This is a genomic window from Corynebacterium sp. H130 (assembly GCF_037572395.1).
In the GTDB taxonomy this organism is placed as follows: Bacteria; Actinomycetota; Actinomycetes; order Mycobacteriales; family Mycobacteriaceae; genus Corynebacterium.
The window spans coordinates 260012-282100 of record NZ_JBBHLA010000001.1 but is presented as its reverse complement, the minus strand read 5'-3'; the positions used below and the strand labels follow the sequence as shown (position 1 = coordinate 282100).

General features: G+C 57.2%; 23 protein-coding genes and 7 tRNA genes. 13 read left to right on the top strand and 17 right to left on the bottom strand.

The annotated features are described in order from the left end of the window. Positions 1–57: 57 nt before the first annotated feature. From dtd to WG939_RS01365, 3 genes are read right to left on the bottom strand one after another with little or no spacing between them, the layout of a single operon-like run. Positions 58–492 carry a D-aminoacyl-tRNA deacylase gene (gene dtd / locus WG939_RS01375; RefSeq protein ID WP_339981746.1) on the bottom strand — a complete coding sequence of 145 codons (435 nt, stop codon included), beginning with the start codon at positions 490–492 and terminating at the stop codon, positions 58–60. Further along, on the bottom strand, positions 492–1982 hold the full coding sequence (locus tag WG939_RS01370; protein ID WP_339981744.1) for a class I SAM-dependent methyltransferase: 1491 nt from the start codon (positions 1980–1982) through the stop codon (positions 492–494). Before WG939_RS01370 ends, dtd begins: the two co-directional genes overlap by 1 nt. 22 nt (positions 1983–2004) lie before the next feature. Beyond that, entirely contained in the window at positions 2005–2430 is a 426-nt protein-coding gene (locus tag WG939_RS01365; protein WP_339981743.1) for a DUF3099 domain-containing protein, read from the bottom strand. Between the two features lie 46 nt (positions 2431–2476). On the opposite strand from WG939_RS01365, the gene WG939_RS01360 reads away from it, so the two are divergent. The 3 genes from WG939_RS01360 to WG939_RS01350 all read left to right on the top strand — a co-directional run bounded on the left by WG939_RS01360 (position 2477) and on the right by WG939_RS01350 (position 5687). After that, complete coding sequence (locus WG939_RS01360) at positions 2477–2728, top strand: DUF3039 domain-containing protein (protein WP_339981741.1); 252 nt, start codon at positions 2477–2479, stop codon at positions 2726–2728. Continuing rightward, a complete protein-coding gene (locus WG939_RS01355; RefSeq protein WP_339981740.1) occupies positions 2725–4419 on the top strand; it encodes a DEAD/DEAH box helicase in 1695 nt (564 codons plus the stop codon). Before WG939_RS01360 ends, WG939_RS01355 begins: the two co-directional genes overlap by 4 nt. Positions 4420–4574: 155 nt before the next feature. After that, positions 4575–5687 carry a DUF418 domain-containing protein gene (locus tag WG939_RS01350; RefSeq protein ID WP_339981739.1) on the top strand — a complete coding sequence of 371 codons (1113 nt, stop codon included), beginning with the start codon at positions 4575–4577 and terminating at the stop codon, positions 5685–5687. Between the two features lie 55 nt (positions 5688–5742). On the opposite strand, the gene WG939_RS01345 is transcribed toward WG939_RS01350, so the two are convergent. Both WG939_RS01345 and ppgK read right to left on the bottom strand, forming a co-directional pair. Beyond that, entirely contained in the window at positions 5743–7245 is a 1503-nt protein-coding gene (locus tag WG939_RS01345; RefSeq protein ID WP_445227847.1) for an RNA polymerase sigma factor, read from the bottom strand. A 214-nt stretch (positions 7246–7459) separates the two neighbouring features. Further along, positions 7460–8212: a polyphosphate--glucose phosphotransferase gene (gene ppgK, locus WG939_RS01340; RefSeq protein WP_339981737.1), complete on the bottom strand. Its 753-nt coding sequence runs from the start codon at positions 8210–8212 to the stop codon at positions 7460–7462. Between the two features lie 65 nt (positions 8213–8277). On the opposite strand from ppgK, the gene WG939_RS01335 reads away from it, so the two are divergent. Together WG939_RS01335 and WG939_RS01330 are read left to right on the top strand one after the other, a co-directional pair. Beyond that, complete coding sequence (locus tag WG939_RS01335; protein WP_445227846.1) at positions 8278–9111, top strand: inositol monophosphatase family protein; 834 nt, start codon at positions 8278–8280, stop codon at positions 9109–9111. A 174-nt stretch (positions 9112–9285) separates the two neighbouring features. Further along, on the top strand, positions 9286–9579 hold the full coding sequence (locus WG939_RS01330; RefSeq protein ID WP_339981735.1) for a DUF4193 domain-containing protein: 294 nt from the start codon (positions 9286–9288) through the stop codon (positions 9577–9579). A 141-nt stretch (positions 9580–9720) separates the two neighbouring features. On the opposite strand, the gene WG939_RS01325 is transcribed toward WG939_RS01330, so the two are convergent. Then, positions 9721–10191 (bottom strand): DUF3093 domain-containing protein, encoded by a 471-nt coding sequence (locus WG939_RS01325; protein ID WP_339981734.1) that lies wholly within the window; start codon positions 10189–10191, stop codon positions 9721–9723. 76 nt (positions 10192–10267) lie between these two features. On the opposite strand from WG939_RS01325, the gene dut reads away from it, so the two are divergent. The 5 genes from dut (at position 10268) to dxs (ending at position 15394) form a co-directional block, all read left to right on the top strand. Next, the gene (dut, locus tag WG939_RS01320; protein ID WP_339981733.1) at positions 10268–10711 is read left to right on the top strand and encodes a dUTP diphosphatase; all 444 of its coding nucleotides are present in this window, start codon (positions 10268–10270) and stop codon (positions 10709–10711) included. A gap of 25 nt (positions 10712–10736) precedes the next feature. After that, positions 10737–11519 carry a DUF3710 domain-containing protein gene (locus WG939_RS01315; protein ID WP_339981732.1) on the top strand — a complete coding sequence of 261 codons (783 nt, stop codon included), beginning with the start codon at positions 10737–10739 and terminating at the stop codon, positions 11517–11519. Continuing rightward, on the top strand, positions 11519–12130 hold the full coding sequence (locus WG939_RS01310; RefSeq protein ID WP_339981730.1) for a DUF3159 domain-containing protein: 612 nt from the start codon (positions 11519–11521) through the stop codon (positions 12128–12130). The genes WG939_RS01315 and WG939_RS01310 overlap by 1 nt, the downstream gene beginning before the upstream one ends. Further along, a complete protein-coding gene (locus tag WG939_RS01305) occupies positions 12123–13328 on the top strand; it encodes a class I SAM-dependent RNA methyltransferase (protein ID WP_339981729.1) in 1206 nt (401 codons plus the stop codon). The genes WG939_RS01310 and WG939_RS01305 overlap by 8 nt, the downstream gene beginning before the upstream one ends. A gap of 143 nt (positions 13329–13471) precedes the next feature. Beyond that, positions 13472–15394, top strand: a complete 1923-nt coding sequence (gene dxs / locus WG939_RS01300) for a 1-deoxy-D-xylulose-5-phosphate synthase (RefSeq protein WP_339982595.1) — start codon at positions 13472–13474, stop codon at positions 15392–15394. 3 nt (positions 15395–15397) lie between these two features. Here dxs and WG939_RS01295 read toward each other — a convergent pair whose 3' ends face one another. Beyond that, positions 15398–16597 (bottom strand): HRDC domain-containing protein, encoded by a 1200-nt coding sequence (locus tag WG939_RS01295; protein ID WP_339981728.1) that lies wholly within the window; start codon positions 16595–16597, stop codon positions 15398–15400. Then, the gene (locus tag WG939_RS01290) at positions 16594–17187 is read right to left on the bottom strand and encodes a DUF3000 domain-containing protein (protein ID WP_339982592.1); all 594 of its coding nucleotides are present in this window, start codon (positions 17185–17187) and stop codon (positions 16594–16596) included. Before WG939_RS01290 ends, WG939_RS01295 begins: the two co-directional genes overlap by 4 nt. A 157-nt stretch (positions 17188–17344) precedes the next feature. Between WG939_RS01290 and hemQ the strand changes: the two genes are divergently transcribed. Then, the gene (gene hemQ, locus WG939_RS01285) at positions 17345–18049 is read left to right on the top strand and encodes a hydrogen peroxide-dependent heme synthase (protein ID WP_339981727.1); all 705 of its coding nucleotides are present in this window, start codon (positions 17345–17347) and stop codon (positions 18047–18049) included. A gap of 39 nt (positions 18050–18088) precedes the next feature. Here hemQ and msrB read toward each other — a convergent pair whose 3' ends face one another. From msrB to WG939_RS01240, 9 genes are all read right to left on the bottom strand, one after another. Further along, on the bottom strand, positions 18089–18493 hold the full coding sequence (gene msrB / locus WG939_RS01280) for a peptide-methionine (R)-S-oxide reductase MsrB (RefSeq protein WP_339981726.1): 405 nt from the start codon (positions 18491–18493) through the stop codon (positions 18089–18091). Then, positions 18471–19715 carry a glycosyltransferase family 87 protein gene (locus tag WG939_RS01275; RefSeq protein WP_339981724.1) on the bottom strand — a complete coding sequence of 415 codons (1245 nt, stop codon included), beginning with the start codon at positions 19713–19715 and terminating at the stop codon, positions 18471–18473. The genes msrB and WG939_RS01275 overlap by 23 nt, the downstream gene beginning before the upstream one ends. Before the next feature lie 48 nt (positions 19716–19763). Continuing rightward, positions 19764–20441 carry a pyrimidine reductase family protein gene (locus WG939_RS01270; RefSeq protein WP_339981723.1) on the bottom strand — a complete coding sequence of 226 codons (678 nt, stop codon included), beginning with the start codon at positions 20439–20441 and terminating at the stop codon, positions 19764–19766. A 53-nt stretch (positions 20442–20494) separates the two neighbouring features. Next, positions 20495–20570: transfer RNA gene (locus WG939_RS01265), tRNA-Gly, on the bottom strand. 37 nt (positions 20571–20607) lie between these two features. Next, positions 20608–20679, bottom strand: a tRNA-Val gene (locus WG939_RS01260). A 9-nt stretch (positions 20680–20688) separates the two neighbouring features. Next, a tRNA-Cys gene (locus tag WG939_RS01255) sits at positions 20689–20759 on the bottom strand. 43 nt (positions 20760–20802) lie between these two features. Next, positions 20803–20875 (bottom strand) — tRNA-Gly (locus WG939_RS01250). Between the two features lie 37 nt (positions 20876–20912). Next, a tRNA-Val gene (locus WG939_RS01245) sits at positions 20913–20984 on the bottom strand. A 24-nt stretch (positions 20985–21008) separates the two neighbouring features. Continuing rightward, positions 21009–21081, bottom strand: a tRNA-Gly gene (locus tag WG939_RS01240). A 188-nt stretch (positions 21082–21269) separates the two neighbouring features. On the opposite strand from WG939_RS01240, the gene WG939_RS01235 reads away from it, so the two are divergent. Further along, a tRNA-Val gene (locus WG939_RS01235) sits at positions 21270–21341 on the top strand. 204 nt (positions 21342–21545) lie between these two features. Beyond that, entirely contained in the window at positions 21546–22088 is a 543-nt protein-coding gene (locus WG939_RS01230; RefSeq protein ID WP_339981722.1) for a copper resistance protein CopC, read from the top strand. Position 22089 lies beyond the last annotated feature (1 nt).

The following is a 22089-nucleotide window of genomic DNA, read 5'->3' as shown; positions in this document are numbered from 1 at the left end:
GCTAGAAAGGTTCCCCGTAGCGGAAATATTCTTTTATCCGCAGGTCAAAAGTAGAAACTAACACTCGACTATGACGGTGAATGGACCTTCGTTCACGCTGGCAACCTTCATCATTGCGCCGAAGCGTCCCTCCTGGACATCAATTCCCCGGTCCCGCAGACCCTCAGCAATCTTTTCGATGATTGGAGCTGCCACCTCGCCCGGTGCTGCATCACTCCACGATGGCCGGCGACCTTTGGCAGTGCGACCATGGAGCGTAAATTGGCTCACCAGCAATACTGGAGCACCGGCCTCCGAGACTGATTGTTCATTCTCCAAAATGCGCAGCTCTGCAATTTTGCGCACCATTGTTTCCCACGCGTCAGGAGCATCATAGCGGCCAACTCCCACGAGGGCGAGAATGCCTCCCGTTTCCGGGCATTCGATGGCGCCAACGACTTCGCCATCAACAGTCACGCTTGCCGAAGACACTCGAGTTAATACCGCGCGCATCAGTCCTCCTCTAACAATTCGGCGGGGATAAGGAACCCATGGCGAATGAGGTCGATGACCGCTCCGACCACGTATGGACTCAGTGCTGAAGAATCCAGATCTTGGGCAAAGCAGTACAACTCGATGATCTCTCCAAGGCTCAGGCCCTGGGGATGCACACCGGAGACGATCCGTAGCAGGTGTTCGTCAATATCATGGCTCCACCGTGGCCCATCCATTCGAGAAATCCGCGTCACGGCGGGAGCAAAGCCCATTCCATCTTCGCTCACCACCTGGACTGATTCAGTCGCAACAGTTGGACGCAGCAGATATTTGCCTCCCAGGATGCTCTCTTGGTTCTGCTCACGAAGCCAGGCACTGCGCACAAAGTGTTCGCTGACCTCATCTCTTAACGGATCCGTGAACTCGTGGCTCAATTCTTCTGCGAGGATGTCGGACGCAGCGTCGTCGTCAAGACGCTGCACGGCGACGTAACCGAATCCGATTCCGGTGACGCCGTTCTCGGCAAAATAGTCCAGCCACACCTGCGTACGCTCGGCAGACTCGGGGGAGCGGGGATCAAGGGACTCGTCGCGAAGCCAGGTGCCAACGTACATTTCAGGGTCCACAACGTCCCGCTGGACAATCCAAGCGCAGACCCCGTTGTCTGGCAGCCACGATGCGACTCGGCGCTGCCAGCGGTCGTCGGCAGTGTGCACCCAGGCGGCGAGCACGTGTGCGGTTCCCCCAGGATTGAGATGATTGAAAAGCTCGGAAATAACCAGCTCGCTTGCACCGTCGAGACTCAGACCCGAATCGCGGTACACGTGCCCAACCTCTGGCAGGCCGACGACAAACGGAGGGTTAGCGACAATTCGATCGAAGGTGCGTCCCTCGACCGGAGCAAACCACGAGCCCTCCAACAACTCGACGTCATCGTGACCGGCGAGGGTTGCACGCGCGAAATCAAGGGCGCGGGGGTGGACGTCGGTACCGGTAGCATGCTTAGCGACGCCAGCCTGGCCCAAAATCTGGACGCCAGAACCAGTCCCCAAATCGAGCAACGTATCAACTGCGGACAGTGGAACAGTGTCCAGCAGCGATAGGGAAGCGGCACCGACACCGAGCACATGCTCGGGCCCCGGGATGTGGTTGATCATTGAGGCATCGACGTCGGAAAAGACCCACTCGTCCCGGCCATGAATCTCGTGGGGAATGATGTCAAAAGCGATTCGGCCATCGTTAATAAGAACGTCGGCAGCATCTGCTCCGACTAGCTCTTTTAGAGCCGCAACCTCTACGGGATCCTTGAGGATAAACCAGCGAATGAGCGACGTCAGCGGGGCGTTTTCTTGGCAGAGCCGACGCACAGCCGCGGGCTCCCCGCGACGCCATGCGGCGGTGCCGGCAGGCCCCAGCACGTCCGAGACTCCTGCCAGGGTGAAATTATGGCGTCGGAAAACATCCTTGAGCGCAGGGGCTATGTCCTGCAGTTTTTCGGTGTGGCTCACGGTGGAAACGATCCTTCACGGCTTAGTCGTGATCAATGATGATGGGGTCATCCGGGGTGTTCCCAGATTCTAGCTGCAGTCGGTCCTGATCTGGGTTGCTGAGTTCTGCCGCAGTCTGCTGTCGCTGCGCCCGAGCAATTTGTGGCTTGTACACCTGCTTGGTCCGCTCGTCCTTGGGCTCACCGGCCCCGTTAGCGATGACCACTGCAATGCCAGGCAGAGGCACAGAAATCACGAAAAGAATCGTGGCCAGAATCCAGTTATGCAGCCACATATAGGAGGCACCTGCAGCTAAGAGGAAAGGAACGCGAGAGAACTGAATCCAGTTGTACACCCGCTTCCGGTGCTCCCAGTTTTCCAAAGGAGAGCGCTCTGCATCGGTGATGAGAGCTGGTTTTGGGCGTCGCAAAGCAAAGCGACGTCCGTTTTCGCGCTTTTTGCTGCCCATACAGCCAACCTTAATCCTGTTGCTACGCGCGACACCACGATGGGGCATGATAGTTGGCGTGAGTACGTTAACGAAGACCATCGAAAAGACTGACGTCCGGGAGGACACCGGGACAAGTAATGACACTCCGAAGTTCTTCCATTACGTCAAGAAAGACCAGATCATCGACTCAGCGGTGAACGGCAAGATTGTCGTGGCGCTCTGTGGTGAGACATTCCCAGTGACGAAGCAAGCTAAGCCTGGCAGCCCTGTCTGCCCTGACTGCGAACGGATCTACCGAGGTCTGCGCAAGAAGTGAGTAGAAAGCTTCGTGCCTGGCAGCAGGCAGCACTAGACAAATACATGGAGGCCAAGCCCAAGGATTTCCTTGCTGTGGCAACACCAGGCGCAGGTAAGACGACCTTCGCGCTCACTGTTGCCTCTGACATTTTGGCTAATCGCACTGTCGATCGTGTCATCGTTGTGGTGCCGACTGAGCACCTCAAGGTGCAGTGGGCCGAGTCCGCCGCTCGGTTCGGTATCTCACTGGACCCGAATTTCACGAACAGCTCGGGTGTTGTGAACCCGCAATACCAGGGCATCTGTGTCACATACGCTCAGGTCGCGATGCACCCGTACAAGCATCACGCGATTTCTACCGCACGCCGAACGCTGGTGATTTTGGACGAGATCCACCACGGTGGCGATGCTCGCAGCTGGGGTGATGGCATCAAGATCGCCTATGAAGATGCCGAACGACGTCTCGCACTCACCGGTACGCCATTCCGCTCGGACGATTCCGCCATCCCGTTTGTCCGTTACGTCGAAGACGGCGAAGGCCACCTCGTCTCCCAGTCCGACCACACGTATGGATACTCCGATGCTTTGCGGGACGGCGTTGTCCGCCCGGTCGTGTTCCTGGCCTACTCCGGCGAAGCTCGTTGGCGAGATAGCGCAGGCGAAGAGTACGCAGCCCGGTTGGGTGAACCGCTTAACCCAGAGCAAACGGCTCGGGCGTGGAAGACAGCCTTGGATCCAAAGGGTGAGTGGATTCCAGCGGTGCTGCAGGCAGCGCACATTCGACTGATGCAGTTGCGAGAAAGTATCCCGGATGCAGGCGGCCTCGTTATCGCCACAGACAAGACAACTGCACGCGCCTACGCCCGAATTCTGGGCAAGCTGTCCTCAACTCCAGTGGCGGTGATCCTCTCTGATGAAGAAGGTGCTTCAGAGCGCATCGCAACCTTCTCGGAAGGAACCGACGAGTGGATGGTGGCTGTCCGCATGGTGTCCGAAGGCGTTGACGTTCCGCGTCTTGCTGTCGGTGTCTACGCCACCTCCGCCTCGACTCCGTTGTTCTTTGCTCAGGCCATTGGTCGTTTTGTGCGAAAGCGCAAAGCTGGGGAGACTGCTTCGGTGTTCCTTCCCTCAGTCCCTGTGTTGCTTGAACTTGCCTCCAAGCTCGAGACGTCGAGAGACCATGTATTGGGCAAGCCGGACCGTCCGAAAGAAGGCTGGGACGACGAGCTGCTGGCTGAGGCTAACAAACAGAAGAACGAGAAGGACGATCTGCCCACCTATGAGGCCCTGGGCGCGGAAGCAGAACTTGATTCGCTGATTTACGACGGCTCCACCTATGGCACCGGAGCTTTCACAGGATCGGCAGAAGAGGCCGATTATCTTGGTCTGCCGGGATTGCTCGATGCTGAGCAGATGCGGGCCTTGCTGCGTCAGCGCCAGGCAGAGCAAGTGGAAGCCCGGGCAGCGGAGGAAAAGAAGCGCAAGGAAGAAGCAGCTCCTGCATTCAATCCGCGAGAAGGCTTGGCCGGCGAGGAGATTCCAAAGCTGCGCAAGGAGCTTAACGCCTTGGTATCCATCACTGCGTCTCGCACTGGGCGTCCACACGGCGCGATTCATACGGAGGCCCGCAACGCGTGTGGTGGCCCGCCCACAGCGCTGTGTACTGCAGAACAGCTGCGCGACCGGATCGCATACCTGCGAAAGTGGTAGGGTCTACCGCAGTTATTAGGTTTCAATTTCTTTAGAACCTGGAGTGAAGATTGTCTGCTGTATCATCCCCCAGAATCCTCTCACCAGATGTTGCCAGGGGACTGACACTCCTTGGAATTGCCGGGGCTAACCTAGCGACCGCCTGGGCTCCTGTCATGGATGCCCCATTGGGTGCGACGCTTGGTGGCGTCGTGGATGGCAGCGTGTGGGACAAAGCCGCTGTGATTTTCGGCGCCATGTTCCTCCACGTGCGTGGTCTTCCAATGTTCGCCACGTTGCTTGGCTTCGGTGTCGGGCTCATCTCCATGAGCCTGTACCGACGCGGCCTGCCACTCAAGGCCGCCCGCAAACAGTTGGTGAAGCGATATGGCTTTCTCGCTCTGTTCGGGCTAGCTCACTGCCTGTTTTTGTTCTACGGCGACATCATGTTGACTTATGGCTTGATCGGAATGTTGCTGGCTCTGTGTTTGGCCGTGAAAGACAAGGTCCTCCTGATCATCGCCGGGTGTTTGTTCGGTGCCAATACTCTGTTGTTCATCGGATTGGCAGTGTTGATGTTCGCCATTGGCGACGAAAGCATGGGCCAGATGATGCTCAACCCGCAATCAGGAATGGAGCAAAGCATTGAGGGGATAAGTAATTCCTATCTCGGTCAGCTGATTTTGGGTGCGATCCTGGTTGTGGCCTCACCCTTTACGCTCCCAAGCATCATCATGATGATTGGCCCCGTCATGATCCTCGGATTCATCGCCGCGCGCCGGGGCGTGCTCCGAGATGTTGAGGCGCACCGAAAGCAGCTTCAGATCGCCATGTGGATCGGCATTGCGGTGATACTCATCATCGGCCTGCCTCTTGGTTTGGCAGGTGCTGGGGTGATCAGCCCCCGCTTTGAAATGCCTCTAGTGATGCTGAATCAGGCGTTCGGTGTGCTTACCGGTCCTGGCATCGTGGCGATGGTCGCGCTGGCCTGCGAGCCGTTCCAGCGCAAGCTTAACGACGGCCAGCGGCTGCCAGTCCCCATTGCGATGTTCCAGGCCCTTGGCAAACGATCTATGACGGGCTACGTCATGCAATCCATTTTGTGTTTGATCTTCGTGGTTCCATACGGTCTGGGTTTGGGGCAGGGGAGAGGCGCTGCCGATACTTTTGCTATTGCGGTAGCAATGTGGTTGGTGACGTTAGTCTTCGCCTACGTGCTGGAATTGGCAGGGAAGCCGGGGCCGTTTGAATACGTGCATCGCCGGCTGTCTTACGGGAAGAATCGTTAAAAAAGCCCCGTTTTGCTCGTAATCCAAAGCAAAACGGGGCTTATGCGTTGAGACGCTAGTCGAGGTAGTCGCGCAGCACCTGGGAGCGCGAAGGGTGACGCAGCTTAGACATCGTCTTGGACTCAATCTGGCGGATACGTTCGCGGGTGACGCCGTAAACTTGGCCGATTTCGTCGAGGGTGCGCGGCATACCGTCGGTAAGGCCAAAGCGCAGCTTCACGACGCCAGCTTCGCGCTCGCTGAGGGTCTGCAGCACGTCCTGGAGCTGGTCCTGCAGCAGGGTGAAGGAGACGGCGTCCACTGCGACGACCGCTTCGGAGTCCTCAATGAAGTCGCCGAGCTGGGAATCGCCTTCATCGCCGATGGTCTGGTCGAGGGAGATTGGCTCACGGGCGTATTGCTGGATCTCCAGCACCTTCTCCTCGGTGATGTCCATCTCCTTGGCCAGTTCGAGCGGGGTAGGCTCGCGACCGAGGTCCTGAAGCAGCTCACGCTGAATACGACCAAGCTTGTTGATGACTTCCACCATGTGGACCGGGATACGAATCGTGCGAGCCTGGTCAGCCATTGCGCGAGTGATGGCCTGGCGAATCCACCAGGTGGCGTAGGTGGAGAACTTGTAGCCCTTGGTGTAGTCGAACTTCTCCACGGCACGAATCAGGCCCAGGTTGCCTTCCTGAATCAGGTCGAGGAAAGCCATGCCACGGCCGGTGTAACGCTTAGCGAGGGAGACCACCAGACGCAGGTTCGCTTCGAGAAGGTGATTCTTTGCCTTGCGACCGTCGCGAGCAATGGCACGCAGGTCGCGCTTGACAGCAGGGGTGAGCTTGGCGTCCTTGTCGCCGGACGCCAAAGCTTCCTCGATCTGCTCGAGCTTGTAGGTGGCGTAGAGGCCGGCCTCGATGCGCTTCGCTAGGGAGACCTCCTGCTCTGCGTTAAGCAGGGCAACCTTACCGATCTGCTTAAGGTAAGCGCGCACAGAGTCGGCGGACGCGGTCAGTTCGGCGTCTTTGCGAGCTTGACGCAGTGCAGCAGACTCGTCCTCGTCCCAAACGGAGGAACCGTCTTCCTCTTCGTCTTCCTCGTCCTCGGCTACTTCTTCGTCGTCTGTGAGGTCGTTGAAGTCGTCGTCAGGCTCGCTGTCAAAGTCGTCTTCGAGCTCGTCGTCCTCAAGAACGTCGATTGCTTCTTCGTCCTCGCCCGACTTTTCGACCTTCTCAGCCTCAACAGCTGGAGCAGCAGCCTTCTTGGCTGCCTTTTTCGCGGTCTTTTTCGCAGCCTTTTTAGCGGTCTTCTTGGCCGCCTTCTTAGCTGCCTTCTTGGCCGTCTTTTTCGCAGTCTTCTTCGCGGCGGCCTTCACCGGAGTGTCGGTGCTGTCGTCAGTGGTGACTGCAGCGGCAACTGCGTCGTCAGCCGCAGGTTCGGTCGCCTGCTTGGCGACGCGCGGACTTGCCTTGCGCACCGCCTTCTTGGCGACCTTCTTTACAGCCTTCTTAACAGTCTTCTTCTCTGCAGCACCTTCAGGTTGTGCCGAATCAGGAGAGTCGGTGGCTACCACGTACGCCCTTTCACCTTGATGATTCATCCAGTACCAGCGCTGGCACATTTGTAGAAATCAAGCGCATCAGCAAGGCATCTCACTGCGAAAATGAAAATAATCGCTTAAGCTGCGATGTTAGGCAGATGCCTGAAGCTAATGCATACCTGAAGTCAACGGTCAACACGCCAGTATAGAGTAAGTTGTCCAGCAGGGGTGTTATACCCTCGTAATTTTAGGGGCGAAGTTGTTTTTCGGCGGCCATGGCCGCGCCCACGATGCCCGCCTGATTCCGCAGTTGTGCTGGGATAACCGGGGTATCAATGGTGAGCAGCGGAACCCATTTTTCATGCTTGCGGGAAATTCCGCCACCAACGATGAACGCATCTGGGCCAAAGAGCCGCTCGAATTCGTGCAGCACTTTGTCTACCCGCTTCGCCCATTCAGCGTAGGAGAGGTCTTTGCGTTCCTTCACCGCGGAAGACGCGCGATGCTCGGCCTCCTTGCCGTCGATCATGAGGTGACCAAGTTCGGTGTTCGGAAAGAGCTCACCGTTGAGTAGAAAGGCTGAGCCGATTCCGGTGCCAAAGGTGAGCAAAATGGCGCTGCCGGTGGACGCCTCCGGAGCGCCAAACGTCGCCTCAGCAATGCCGGCGGCGTCTGCGTCATTGAGAACAAAGATTTCACGCGCAGTGAGGTGGCGGCCGAACAGTTCCTGCACATCAGTGTTTACCCAGGTCTTGTCGATGTTGGCAGCCGTCAGCGCGTGCTGCTTCCGAATGACCGATGGCAACGCGATCCCAACCGGTCCTTCCCAGTCGGCCTGCTCGACGATCTGGGCGATAGTCTCACCAACGGCGTCAGGGGTAGCGGGCTTGGGCGTGAGGATCTTGATTCGTTCTCCCACCAGCTCACCCGTGGCGAGGTCGACTACGCCACCCTTGATACCGGAGCCACCAACGTCAATGCCGAAACCGTGCTGAGTCATGCGTTCATTCTAAAGAAAAACCGCTGGCACGGCGCAGCGACCAAATCGGCGTAAGAATGGAAGCCATGACGGAGTACATGGATTTACATCAGGTGGCGACCAGCGTGGCACAGGAAGCTGCGGAAAAGATCGTCGAAAAGCGGCGTGAGCTCGGTGATGTGCGCGCCTACACGCAGACCAAGAGTTCGCCAGTGGACCCGGTGACTGTTGTCGACACGATGGCGGAAGAATTCATCGTTGGGAAGTTGCAGCAACTTCGGCCTCAAGACGGTGTGATTGGGGAAGAGGGCAGCGATACTCATTCCGAATCCGGGATCACGTGGATTGTGGATCCCATCGACGGCACCGTGAATTTCATGTACGGCATTCCGCAGTACGCCGTGTCTATCGCCGCAGCTCGTGACGGTGAAGTCATCGTAGGTGCTGTGTGCAATGTGGCGACGGGAGAGCTCTACAGCGCCGTCAAGGGGCATGGTGCGACCGTACGGCGTGGTGAAGAAGTAACCCCGCTGAAGTGCAACGAAGTTCAAGAAATCGGACTTTCCTTGATTGCCACAGGTTTTGGTTACTCCGCCAAACGACGCGACGCACAAGGAAAACTGGTTGCCGAGCTCCTTCCTCAGGTACGAGATATTCGGCGCATGGGCAGCGCAGCCCTCGATTTGTGTGCCGTTGCGTCCGGTCACGTGGATGCGCACTTTGAGCATGGGCTCAATGCCTGGGATTATGCCGCCGGGGCGCTGATCGCAGCGGAGGCTGGCGCAGTGGCACACACACCACCGCTATCTAGCGCCGGCGCCAATGGTGAGCTAACCCTGGTGGCTGCTGCCGGGGTGTTTGACCGGCTATGGGAGCTTCTCGACGGCATAGGCGGCACACCGCCGTTGCGGGTGCAATGACCGGGGGAAATATCCGCTACAAAACTGCAGGTAGGCAGGAGATTTAGGTGACACGCCGAGTGGCAATGTGACAAAGCGTGGATCTTGTTTTAATATCCGCGTCGATATATGCACATTCGTCAACCACCCCGGTTGGCGGTTCCTTCACACTCCAAACATAAGGATCCACAAGGCATGGCTACCGACTACGACGCACCTCGCCGCCGCATCGAAGATGAGCTCGACACTGATTCCCTCGAGGGACTCAAGGCAGCAGAGAACACTGTCCCGGATATGGACGATGATGACGACATGGTCGAGCCTTTTGATCTTCCTGCGCTTGATCTGTCGGGCGAAGAACTCAATGTCACCGTGGTGCCACGTCGTGATGACGAATTCACCTGTGGTAGCTGCTTCCTCGTACAGCGTCGCAACCGCATTTCTCACACCGAGAGCGATGGCACGATCATCTGCTTGGACTGCGCATAGCTAGAACGCTTCAGGGGCTGGGAACCTATTGGTTCCCAGCCCCTTTTTTGTTGCTCGTGGCTTGACATGTGAAACGGTGTACCGGCGAGGAAATAGTACTTCCGTTTTCAGCACGCGTCGCTGACCTGAAATGCAGCCTCGTTACTGAGTGAACGCAGCCAATAGTTTTTCTGGATTCTTGGTGGACACCAGCCAGTAGGGAGTCGGGTCTTCTGGATCATCGATGACGAACATGGCCATTTCTGGGATCCAGCTGCGTGAGACAAGAAAAGCTGCAGGGTCTAACTGACGGCCCATCGCATTGCGTTTTGCAGTTGCTGGGACGGAAAGAGTGCGGGAAACAACATTATTGGGCAAATTAGCCCCCTTAACCGTCAACCACGTAATACCGTCTGAGTCTTTCTCTACACGAAGTTGCGTGCTGGAAAGCTGCCACAGGGACCATAGGACAATGGTGGCGAAGAAGATCAGCGGTACCCAAAACCAGACGACCTCACGGTTATGGCCAATTTGGGCAGCGGTAAGGAAAGATGCTCCCACACCTGCGAGCCACCAGTACCACGGCACCCATTGTCGTTCTTGGTAAAGCACAGTTGATCCGGTTGTATTCACGACTATCAACCTTACTAGAGCATGGCCACATCGCCTCACGGGTGTCAGTAAAGCTAGGGTATAAATCGTGAGCGAAATGAGTTTCCCTACTTCCGTAAAAATCAAGCGTCTCGATCCCGACCTGCCATTGCCACAGCGGGCGCATAGAGGTGACGCTGGCGCCGACCTGTATGCAGCCGAGTCTGTAACCATCGAGCCAGGAGAGCGAGCCTTGGTTGGAACCGGTATCGCTATTGCTCTTCCTTTGGGCACCGTGGGCCTCATCCACCCACGTAGCGGTCTCGCTGCGAAGCAGGGACTTTCAATCGTGAATACGCCAGGAACGGTCGATGCAGACTATCGTGGAGAAATCAAGGTGTGCTTGATCAATTTGGATCCACGCACGCCAATCTCAATCAGTCGAGGCGACCGGATTGCTCAACTCGTCATTCAGCGAGTCGAGTTGATGGACTTCGATGAAGTTGATTCCCTCGATGACACAGTCCGTGGCTCCGGTGGCTACGGTTCGACCGGTATCTAGAGCTCAGAAAGCGATGTAGAGAGCTATGTGGCCTTTTTCAAAGAAAAATGACGAACCGCAGCCAGAGGAAACAATCGAGGTTGCTGAGACTCAAGAATCCGAAACTTCGGTGCCTGATCGCGGCCCATTTGATGGCGACTCCGTAAACTTCGAAGATTTCGACTTCAGCGACTTCTCCGATGGGGCGCTCGATCTTGGCTCAGTCAAGATTCCGATGCCACGTCCTTCTGAGGTACAGGTCGAAATGGGGCCGGATGGACCACGGATGGTGCACATCGTCACGAAGGTCGGGCGAGTGACTCCAGTTGCCTTTGCATCCTCCATGAGCGGTGGTCTTTGGGAAGAATCGATTCCGGAGATCGTTTCTGGCATGCGTGGTGATGGTTTGGACGCCTCCCTTGAGGATGGCCCTTGGGGACAAGAAATCGTCGGTAAAACAGAGCACGCCACGATCCGCATGATTGGTGCTGAAGGCCCGCGTTGGACCCTTCGCGTCACCTTGGCTGCACCAAACGATACTGCAGATGATCTGGCCGTACTCGGTCGAGAGATGATCGCCCGCACCTTCGTTTACCGTGGCGATTCCCCGATGATGGCAGGCAACGTGCTTCCTGTGGTCATGCCAGCGGCATTGGTGGAGCAGGTTCAAGAAGCAATGCGTCAGCGTGCAGAACAGGCAGCCGCTATGGCGCAGCAGCAAGAGCAGCCACAAGCTGCGCCAGCCCCAGAAGTAAACCCTGCACCTCAAGGAGCACCTGATGAGGGCTCAGCCTTGCAACAAATGCGCGACCGAAGCGCGGAGAGCTAATGAGCGATTCTGAACCAACTTTGCTGGAACAGATGGGCGGTCTGAGCGGCCTGGTCGCCTCCACGCTGCCCATCCTGGTTCTCATCCCGGTGAATAATCGTTGGGGCCTGCTCCCCGCATTGGCAGCTGCGCTGGGCGTAGCCCTGCTCGTTGCGGTGTATCGCCTCGTGCGTAAAGAAAACATGCAGCCGGCAATCTCGGGGTTGTTTGGTGTAGCCATTGGTGCAGCCATCGCCTGGTACACCGGAGACGCCAAAGGATATTTCCTCTATGGCATTTGGGTGAGCCTGGTTTTCGGCATTGTGTTCGTCGCTTCCATCCTGTTCCGGTGGCCTGCGGTTGGCGTGATCTGGCGCGGAATCAACGGCGAAGACATGAGTTGGCGTAATCACAAGGTGGCACTGCGCATGTACGACCTCGCCACCCTCGCATGGGCGGTGGTGTTCTTTAGCCGCTTTATTGTGCAAAACACGCTGTACAACGACGATGCCACCAACACTCTTGCCGCAGTTAAGCTGATCATGGGTTGGCCACTGACGGGACTTGTCACACTTGTTACTATTTGGGCTGTGCGCAGGGCCAATGCTGCGCAAGAGGAACATAATGCTTAGTCCTGGTGACTCCATTACCGTAACCGTCGATAAGGCTGCCCACGGCGGTGAGGGAGTGGCGCGCTATGAAGGCATGGCCGTGTTCGTGCAAGGCGCGGTGCCCGGCGATACTGTCGAGGCCACGCTCGTCACCGTGAAAAAGAACTTCGCCCGGGCACGCGCAACATCGGTGGTGACCGCATCTCCGATCCGCGTGGATCATCGATGCGCAGCGGCTGCAGCAGGTGCTGGCTGTTGTGATTACAGCATTGTTGATCCGCAGGCCGAATTGTCGATGAAGACAGGTATTGTCCGCGAACAGCTTCAGCGCATCGGCAAAGTCGCTGAAATCCCAAACATCGAGGAACAACCGCTGCGTCCACAGGTTGGCTGGCGCACGCGGTTCCGGTTGGGAGTCAATGCCCAGGGGCGTCCGGGTTTCCGTGCCTCACACAGCAATGACATCATCACTGGGAAGACGTGTGCGCAAGCTCCAGCCGGCCTTTTGGATGACATCTTGGCCTCCAGCTCGTACACCCCAGGGGCAGAGCTGATCGTGGCCGTGGGGTCGACTGGCGAGCGCACAGTAGTGGAATCCTACAAGGCCGCTCGTGGACGCAGCGTTTCCCGGAAAATCCGCCACGTCAGTGGACCTGCCACAGTCACTCAAACTGTCTACGGTGCGACGTTCGAGCTGGACCCGCTAGGTTTCTGGCAGGGGCACAGCGCAGCTCCCGACGCGTATTGCGACATCGTGGCCCAGTGGCTCGGCGAAATAGATCTAGGTAGCGAGCCCGTGGTGTGGGACTTGTACGGTGGCGTCGGGCTCTTCGTCCCCGCTATTCGACGAGCACTGCCAAGCTCCCGTGTGATCTCTGTCGAACTTGGAAAACATGCCGCTGAAGTGGGAAAGAAGGCACTCGGCGAAGAACGTATCGAATTCGTCACCGGGGATGTTGCGAAGGTCGTCGACAAGCTCGAGGCGCCGGATGCCGTAGTTCTTGATCCGCCGCGCAAGGGCGCAGGTAGGGAAGTAATTGCCGCAGTGGCTGCGCGCTCACCGAAAGCTGTCATTCACGTCGGCTGTGATCCAGCCACGATGGCTCGGGACATGCTCGAATGGCAAGAACGTGGCTATGTTTTGCGCAGAGTTCGAGTTTTTGACGCATTTCCCGGCACGCATCACAGCGAAACATTCTGTTTCCTGACACGTGACTAGGCAAGCTGGCTCCGTGCCACAGCAACCGCGTAATATGGCCTGAAAGTAGCTTCGCCCCAAGATCAAGCCGCTGGCTCGGTGCCCTAAACGCCGTGATCGCCGAGGGGTAGGTACAAGCAATGGAAAAGGTAGAAGGTGTCTACATGGAAGAGTGCGAGATTCTCTCGGGTATTAAGTCTCCCGCAGACGTCAAAGCCCTAACTCCCGCTCAACTCGAACAGCTCGCGAGCGAGATCCGTGACTTCCTGGTGCAGAAAGTCTCTGCAACGGGTGGCCATTTGGGGCCAAATTTGGGTGTGGTCGAGCTCACCATTGCGCTGCATAGGGTATTCGATTCCCCGAAAGACCCGTTCATTTTTGATACGTCACACCAGTCGTATGTTCACAAGATCCTGACTGGACGTCATGACCAGTTTGACACCCTGCGTCAAAAGGGGGGCCTGTCTGGATACACTAGCCGCTCCGAGAGTGAGCACGACTGGACTGAATCTAGCCATGCCTCTGCGTCCTTGTCAGTAGCGGACGGACTTTCGAAAGCCACAGCGCTCAGTGGCAAGAAGGACTGCAAGACCGTTGCAGTGGTGGGCGATGGCGCGCTCACGGGTGGCATGTGTTGGGAAGCTTTGAACAACATCGCTGCGGACAAGAAGAGCAATGTTGTCATCGTCGTTAATGACAACGGCCGTAGCTACTCGCCGACCATTGGTGGCCTAGCAGAAAACCTCGCTGAGCTGCGCATGCAGCCTTTCTACGATCGCGTGATGGAACAAGGCAAGTCCACTCTGAATTCCATGGGCTGGGTTGGCAAGAAGACCTTCGACGCGCTGCATGCCTTCAAGGAAGGCGTGAAGAACACCGTCATCACCACTGAGATGTTCCCTGAACTGGGAATGAAGTACATCGGTCCCGTCGATGGTCATAACTTGAAGGCCCTAGAGCACGCGTTTGACTATGCCAAGGAATACGAAGGTCCGCTCATCGTTCATGTAGTCACGGAGAAGGGGCGCGGATACGCTCCAGCCGAGGCAAACACTGCTGATCTGATGCACTCCACAGGCGTAATAGATCCTCGTACTGGAGATCCGCTTTCTGAATCGGGTCCGTCGTGGACTGGAGTGTTCTCCCAGGCCCTCGTGGACGCAGGCAAGCGACGACAGGACATCGTTGCGATCACAGCTGCTATGGCAGGACCTACCGGTCTGGCGGCCTTTGGGGCGCGTTTCCCTGATCGTTTCTACGATGTCGGCATTGCTGAACAGCACGCTGCAGCTTCGGCAGCCGGTCTTGCGCTCGGTGGCATGCACCCCGTTGTGGCCATTTACGCCACCTTCATGAATCGCGCCTTCGACCAGGTACTCATGGACATTGCGCTGACCGGGCAACCAGTGACTTTTGTCCTTGACCGCGCCGGCATCACCGGATCCGACGGCGCGAGCCACAATGGCGTGTGGGATTACTCCCTCCTCGGCATCATTCCAGGTATCCGAATCGCCGCTCCTCGCGACGGCGACCAGCTCAAGGAACTATTCGACGAAGCCATCGAGGTCTCCACCGGACCAACTGTCGTGCGCTTCCCGAAGGGCAACCGTCCCGAGCCGATCCCGGCTATCGAGCAGCTTGCCGACGGCGTAGACGTACTCTGTTACGCCGACGCAGATGGGGAAGAAGACACTCCAAGTGTCTTGCTTATTGCAGTGGGATCGACTGCCGGCGACGCACTGAAGGCAGCGGAGACCCTCAAGGAATCGGGCTGCAATGTTACTGTGGTCGATCCGCGTTGGGTAACCCCTGTTGCGCCATCGCTTGTTGGCCTCGCTGCTGACCACGATCTGGTGGTCACCATTGAGGACGGCGTCATGCACGGTGGCATCGGAGCCCTCATCTCCGAGACCCTCAGCTCCGCAAGCATTGATGTTCCAATCCGCCACATCGCGGTGCCAGAAAAGTTCTTGGAGCACGCTTCCCGTGGCCAGCTTCTGGAAGAACTAGGCATGGATGCGCCAGGAATCGTTGCCTCGGTTACCCAGTGGGTGGAAGAACTCACCGACGACGAGCAGGATGCTTAACGGCTAAAACAGGAGCTTGGCTAGCAGCGGGGCAGTCAGCTCCCGCTGCCACGGCCTAACTCCAATTTCAGTCATGTAGTCCAGCATTTCCATGCTGGTCGTGACTTTCCGAGTCACTACGCACGCCCAGATGACGTCGCGAAGCATGGCCGGCTGCAAGAGGTTTTCCACTGGGGTATGGGTGGTTTCGCTCAGCTCGGCCAGCATTTCTCGTGCATAGGTCAGCGCCTCATGAGCGTCAGGGAAGGATGAATTCCACATCGAACGAGGCGCAGGGGTGTGGTTGAAATCCGGCTTAATAGGGCGAGGCCACGTGTCTTTTGGAGTGGATCGCGCGCGCTTCATGGTTGCCAGAACCCGATCAGCTACGACTGGCTTGCTTCGGCGCCCCATCGCGGACCTCACAGCAGCTCTGGTAATTGGTTGCGAGGCAGCAATCTCGACGATGGCCTTGTTGCTAATGATCTTGTGGGGCGCGCGATCACGTTGCTTGCCCAGCTCGTAGCGTTTCTCCCACAACGCTTGGGCAATGAGCAGTTGTTCCGGGGACTTGAGCTTGCCGATGCCCTTGAGATCTCGCCACGTTGGCCTTGGAACCGTCGTGGTAGCGACGATGTGGGCGCATTCTTGCTCGAGCCAGGAAAGCTTGCCTTCGGCGTCGAGAAGCTCGGTGAGGGCCTCCGCAAGCTCGAAGAGAAGCTCGACATCAAGAGCCGCGTACGCGATCCACGACTCGGGCAGGGGCCACGTGGACCAGTCCTCGTTACCGTGCTGTTTTTCCAGGCCGATTCCGAGTATTTCTTCGGTGAGAGCAGCGAGATTCACTTTTTCCAAGCCCAGAAGCCTGCCACTGACTTCAGTGTCGAAGACTTTCCCGGGATACAGCCCGAGGAGCGAGAGAGCAGGAAGGTCGCTGGCAGCGGCGTGGAGAATCCATTCCTGACCTCCTAGCACGGGTGCCAAAGCAGCCGTGGTTTCGGCTCGACAGCCTTCTGGGGCAATGAGGACGGTGCCGGAGTCACGGCGACGTATTTGTAGTAGGAAAGCGCGGTCGTCGAAGCGGTAGTCGGAGGCACGCTCCGTATCGATGGCAAATGGCCCTCGGCCGGAAGCCAATGTGCGGGCAGCCTCAGCGATCTCAGCTGCGGTGTGTGCGACCTGAGGCAAGCCATCTCTAGGCTCGAGCAGCAATGGTGCGCTCACCGAGCGTCGACACCCAATTCCGCGACACCCTCGGGAGGAAGGCCAGCGACATTAGCCAAAACGGCAGCGAAAGCTTCCACGTGCGGAGCTAGGTCGTGCGACTGCGCTGTCCAGGAAGCGCGAAGCTCCAGCTGAAAAGCGCGTGGTGGGCCACCGATGTCGCCGAAGCGGACGGATGCGGTGGAGGTGACAGTGCCACCGAGGTTGCTGTATTCCGCATCGATGCTGTCGAGGCCCTCCTTGAGCCACTCCCACGCCACCTCGGGCAGCAGGGGATCACCTGCGACGGAGTCATCCATGTCGGCCTGGATGTATGCCACCAGGCGCATGTCGCCGTCCCACGTCTCGTCAGAGCCTGGATCATGTAGCAAGATGAGGCGACCAAAGGCATCGCCGTCACTGTCGGCAGCGATGATGTCAGTGTCAGGGTGAGCCACCTCTAGTCCAATGGCGTGGCTAAAAGGTGCCAGACGCTGTGGCGGACGGATTGGCCCAAGCGAAATCTCCGGGCGCAAGTGCGCGCGGTGCATCGATTCGACAGCCAGCTTAAATGCTTCCGGCTCAGCCACCGGCTTGTTCGCTGCGGTCATCAGATTACGAATTTCGGAGTCGCTCACAAGGACTTAAGCTATCCAGACACGGCGGTCTGGTGGTGAAGGCGCGCCGAGGTCACCGAGGCTTATCGACGTCCCAGGTCGCTGATATAGTTGACCCGAAGTTATCCCGGTAGAAAGGACACCCTTTTCGATGGCCGAAAAGTTGGATTTTGAAAAGCTCAACAGCATGCAGCGCTACTCCATGTTTGCCACCTTCAAGGTACTCACGGGTGCCCTGGGCAATGAGCGCGCAGATATCGTTGCCGAAGCCCGGGCATTCTTCGCGCAGCTTGAAGAGTCTGGTGTGGTGACTGTTCGTGGCATCTACGACATCTCGGGTATCCGAGCTGAAGCCGACTACATGATCTGGTTCATCGCCGAGGAAATCGCCGACATCCAAAAGGCGTACAACGACTTCCGTCGCACCACCGTCCTGGGACAGGTTTCTGAGGTCTTCTGGACTGGCACGTCTCTGCACCGCCCAGCAGAATTCAACCGCTCCCACCTGCCATCCTTCATCATGGGTGAAGAACCAGGTGCTTGGATCTGCGTGTACCCATTTGTCCGCTCTTACGACTGGTACCTCATGGATGCCAAGGAGCGTCGTCGTATCCTGGCCGAGCATGGCATGGCAGCTCGTGAATTCCCAGACGTTCGTGCCAACACCGTTCCAGCTTTCGCTCTGGGTGATTACGAGTGGATGCTTGCGTTCGAGGCCCCTGAGATGCACCGCATCGTTGACCTCATGCACCAGATGCGCTACACCGAGGCTCGCCTGCACGTCCGCGAAGAGGTGCCATTCTTCTCCGGCCGTCGCGTGGCAGACATCGCGGAGATTATCGAGGTTATGCCTTAAGAAGTGAGGAAGGGCTTTCCGAAATGGAAAGCCCTTTTTCTAATGGCCTTCTTCGAAGGTCAGGCAGATCGAGTTGATGCAATATCGCTGATCGGTTGGGGTAGGGTAGCCCTCGCCATCAAAGACATGGCCCAAGTGCGAGTGGCAGCGCGCGCAGAGCACCTCCACACGTCGCATGCCCAGCGAGTTGTCCTCACGTTCAATGACTCTGTCGCCCGCTAATGGGCTGTAAAAAGCGGGCCAGCCACAGTGTGCCTGGAACTTGGTCTCTGAGCGAAATAGCTCAGCGCCACAGGCTTTGCAGGAATATACGCCTTCCGCAAAGGTGCTGGTGTATTCACCAGTGTGTGGAGGTTCGGTGCCCGCCTTTCTTAGAACGTGGAATTCTTCGGCCGAAAGTCGGCGACGCCATTCGTCGTCGCTAAGCTGCGTGAAGTCGGTCATTGCTTCCTTTCACATCGTGAAACGCCCATACTACTGCGGTCACCGAAATCACGATCAAGATGAGCGCCCAGCCCGTGGTAGGGAGCAGATAGGTGAACCAGCGGCCGGTATCGATCCATTCCTTGGAGTTCCAGTTGTCGTAGGTGAGGAATCCGTAAGCTGCCAGCCACGCTACTGGATTGTGCATCGGGGAGCGGGGGAGAAGTGCTGTGAAAAGCAGGGGGAACAGCAACATCGAGTAGTACATCTGGCCCAGGGAGGACAGGAAAAACACCCCGGCGAGCAGCAAGGACGACGTGCACGCTAGCCACAACAGCGCCTCGCTGTAGCGCAGGCGCAGCAGCCCAATAAGGCCGGCCACAATGAGTGCTGCAAACATGAGGAACCAGAATTTCTCTTGCCATTCAGGCATGCCGAAATACAAGGCGATGCCCGGCAGAGACGAGTTCGCGAAATCCCTGGTTAGGCCTAGGTATGGCATGGTCCGGGTGACATAGTCGCTGGCTTGGGGAACCACTGGCCAGGCAGCAAGGTTGAACGCGACTGGGATCGAAATCGCGGACAGTACCGTCTGCCACTGTGCCTTGACGAAAGGCAAGAACAGCAGCGGGGCAAAGATCGGTTTGATCAAGATCGCACACCCGAGCACCAATCCGGCTGCCCAGCGTTTGTCGTGGTACAGCAGTGAAAGGAAAGACGCGAGGGCTAAAAGTAGCACCCCGTTGATGTTGGAAAAGACCAACGTGTTTTGGACTGCCTCGGTGAGGTAAGCCACCACAACGGAAAAGGGAAAAATAGCGCTGCGCAGCGAGTAGCTAAAGAGCCGGGTCAGGACACCGAGCGCTGCGACAATCGCCAACGCATTCGTAATGATAAAGATGGTGCGGGCAGTATCGAAATCGGTCTGTAAGCCGAGTGGCGATAGGAACAATGTGGCGCCAGGGCTGTACAGGTAGTGAGGATCCACAAAATGATAGGTCTCGTTGTAGACCGGAACTCCGTCGTGAAAGCGGCGCAGAGCGTAGTACACCGTAGAAAAGTCATCGGTGACGCTGCCGTTTATAGCCATCACGAAGACACGATGCAGAACCAACATCACTGCGACAGGCCACAGCGCGACATTAGCGACCAGATCCCATGGAGTCCTCCGCACCCCATCCCGAGCCTGAGAAGGGGCAGAGGAAACCCAAAGTCGCGCTAGGCGTTCTTCAATCGCAGTCATCACCTGCCTACAGTAACCAAGCCAGCTGTGAAACTATGCCAGCAACACTCAATTACGAACGCGGTATCGCAGAAACACACAACCTTCCGTGTCCACATGGCTGTATTCCAGACTCAGGGATAGGGGAGTGTGCTCAGAATCAGCGAACATGAGCGGGTGGTGCGAACTAAGGGCGAGCGATGGGTCGATCGTTAAGTGGAGTAGGTCGACTTCGTTTCGTCGAAAAGCGCGCGAGTAGATTCCAGGGCCGCCCTCGACGCTGACGCGGTGCAGTCCGAGCCTGCCAAGAGCATCGATGTAGTCCTCGTCTGGCACGTGCACCGTATTCAGCCCCGGCACCTGTCGGTCTGTTGGGCTCAAGACGAGCGGGGGAACTTTGGTGTCCGTGAAGAACCTCGACGACATATCAAAGTCAAGACTGCGGGAAATCACAGCGATGGGCGGCACCTCCGCTTGCCCACGAGACTTCCGGACACTGCGCACCCACTCGGGAACCTGTACCCCACCGTAATTCTCAGCCTTGACGGTGCGGGAGCCCACCAGAACAACGTCCGACCACCAGCGCAGCTCCTGCAGCAGCTCGGTATCAAGGTTGCTGCCTAGGCTTTGCGACGTCCCAGCCACTGATACCTGTCCGTCCGCGGTTGTCACCGCGATTGCTCTGACCTCGGGATCTCCGACCGGTAGGGTCGGCCCAAGGAGTTCCTTTAGCACGTGGTGGCTCATGGGGCACCAGCATAACAAAAGGTCGCCCGAAAATTTCCGGGCGACCTTTCAAGTGGAGCGGATGACGAGACTCGAACTCGCGACCCTCACCTTGGCAAGGTGATGCGCTACCAACTGCGCTACATCCGCATGTGGTCCACTTATTGGGCGCTGGACCAAACGCCTGTGCGCGATACTGGGATTGAACCAGTGACCTCTTCCGTGTCAGGGAAGCGCTCTCCCGCTGAGCTAAACGCGCTAGCTTGTGAGGTGGAAACGGGAATCGAACCCGTGTGCACGGTTTTGCAGACCGTTGCCTCACCACTCGGCCATTCCACCGTGGCAGGAAATTCCCGCCTCTTCGGTACTTAAAAAGTACCAGAGCGGATGACGAGACTCGAACTCGCGACCCTCACCTTGGCAAGGTGATGCGCTACCAACTGCGCTACATCCGCATTACGTATTCTTTTCTAGTACCCCGCCGGATACCTGTGCGCGATACTGGGATTGAACCAGTGACCTCTTCCGTGTCAGGGAAGCGCTCTCCCGCTGAGCTAAACGCGCAGAAATGATTTCGGTAGAAATCAGAGCGGATGACGAGACTCGAACTCGCGACCCTCACCTTGGCAAGGTGATGCGCTACCAACTGCGCTACATCCGCATTCGCATTTCAAGCAACAACTGTTGTTTGGTGCGAACACAAACATTAGCTTGTATCAGGTCAACTTAACAAATCTGCACTACAACGGCGGATTTTTTTAGTTACGTCGATGTAATTCAACTAACGTTTGGGATGGGTTAGCTCGATTTTAATATTTCAAGAACGCGGTGCTAGTGTTGTCACCTGTAGGTCCCATGGCTCAGTGGAAGAGCGTTCCGTTCACACCGGAAAGGTCGCTGGTTCGATCCCAGCTGGGACCACAAGTTTTAGACAAACCCCGCAGGATGTGCTTGTTGCACCTGCGGGGTTTGTCGTTCTCAGTTCCAATTCTTTAGGTTCACTTAAGTCTTGGGGGTAAACTAAAAGCGGACGGGAACTAAACAATCCCTCCCTCCGACTAGTACCCAGTCCGCAGCCTGCCAGGCAGTTTCTTGGCGGGTACACCAAACAGGAGGGGAACAAGGATGAACGTGAAGCGAGCTCTGACCGCAGTCGTAGCCAGCGCAGCATTCCTGCTTTCTCCTGCAGGTAGCGGCCTACCTGCTGACGCACATGATGTTGTTGTCCGATCAAATCCAGCAGACGGCAGCACAGTGCAGCAGGCCCCTCGCCAGCTGGAACTGGAGTTTTCTGGCATTCCGAAAGATACATTCAACACAGTTGCACTGAGCAACCAACAAACGGGAGAAGTGCTGTTTTCGGCGACTCCTCAGTTAGATAATCAGATCATCCGTGTTGATATCCCTGCGGACATCCAGCTAGCTCCAGGCGACTACAAAGTGGGTTTCCAAATTACCTCCTCTGATGGTCATGCCACACGAGGAATGACCACTTTCACGCTGGCAGGGGACGTTTCCACAACTCCAACATCTGAAGAGATGGTTGCAAGTTCGTCGGAGGCGCCATATTCCAACCAACAATTCCTCTACATGCTCATCGGTGGTCTCGTTGCACTGGTGGCAATCGTCGTAGGAATCGTTCTCGCTGTTTCACGAAGGAAGAAGTAGG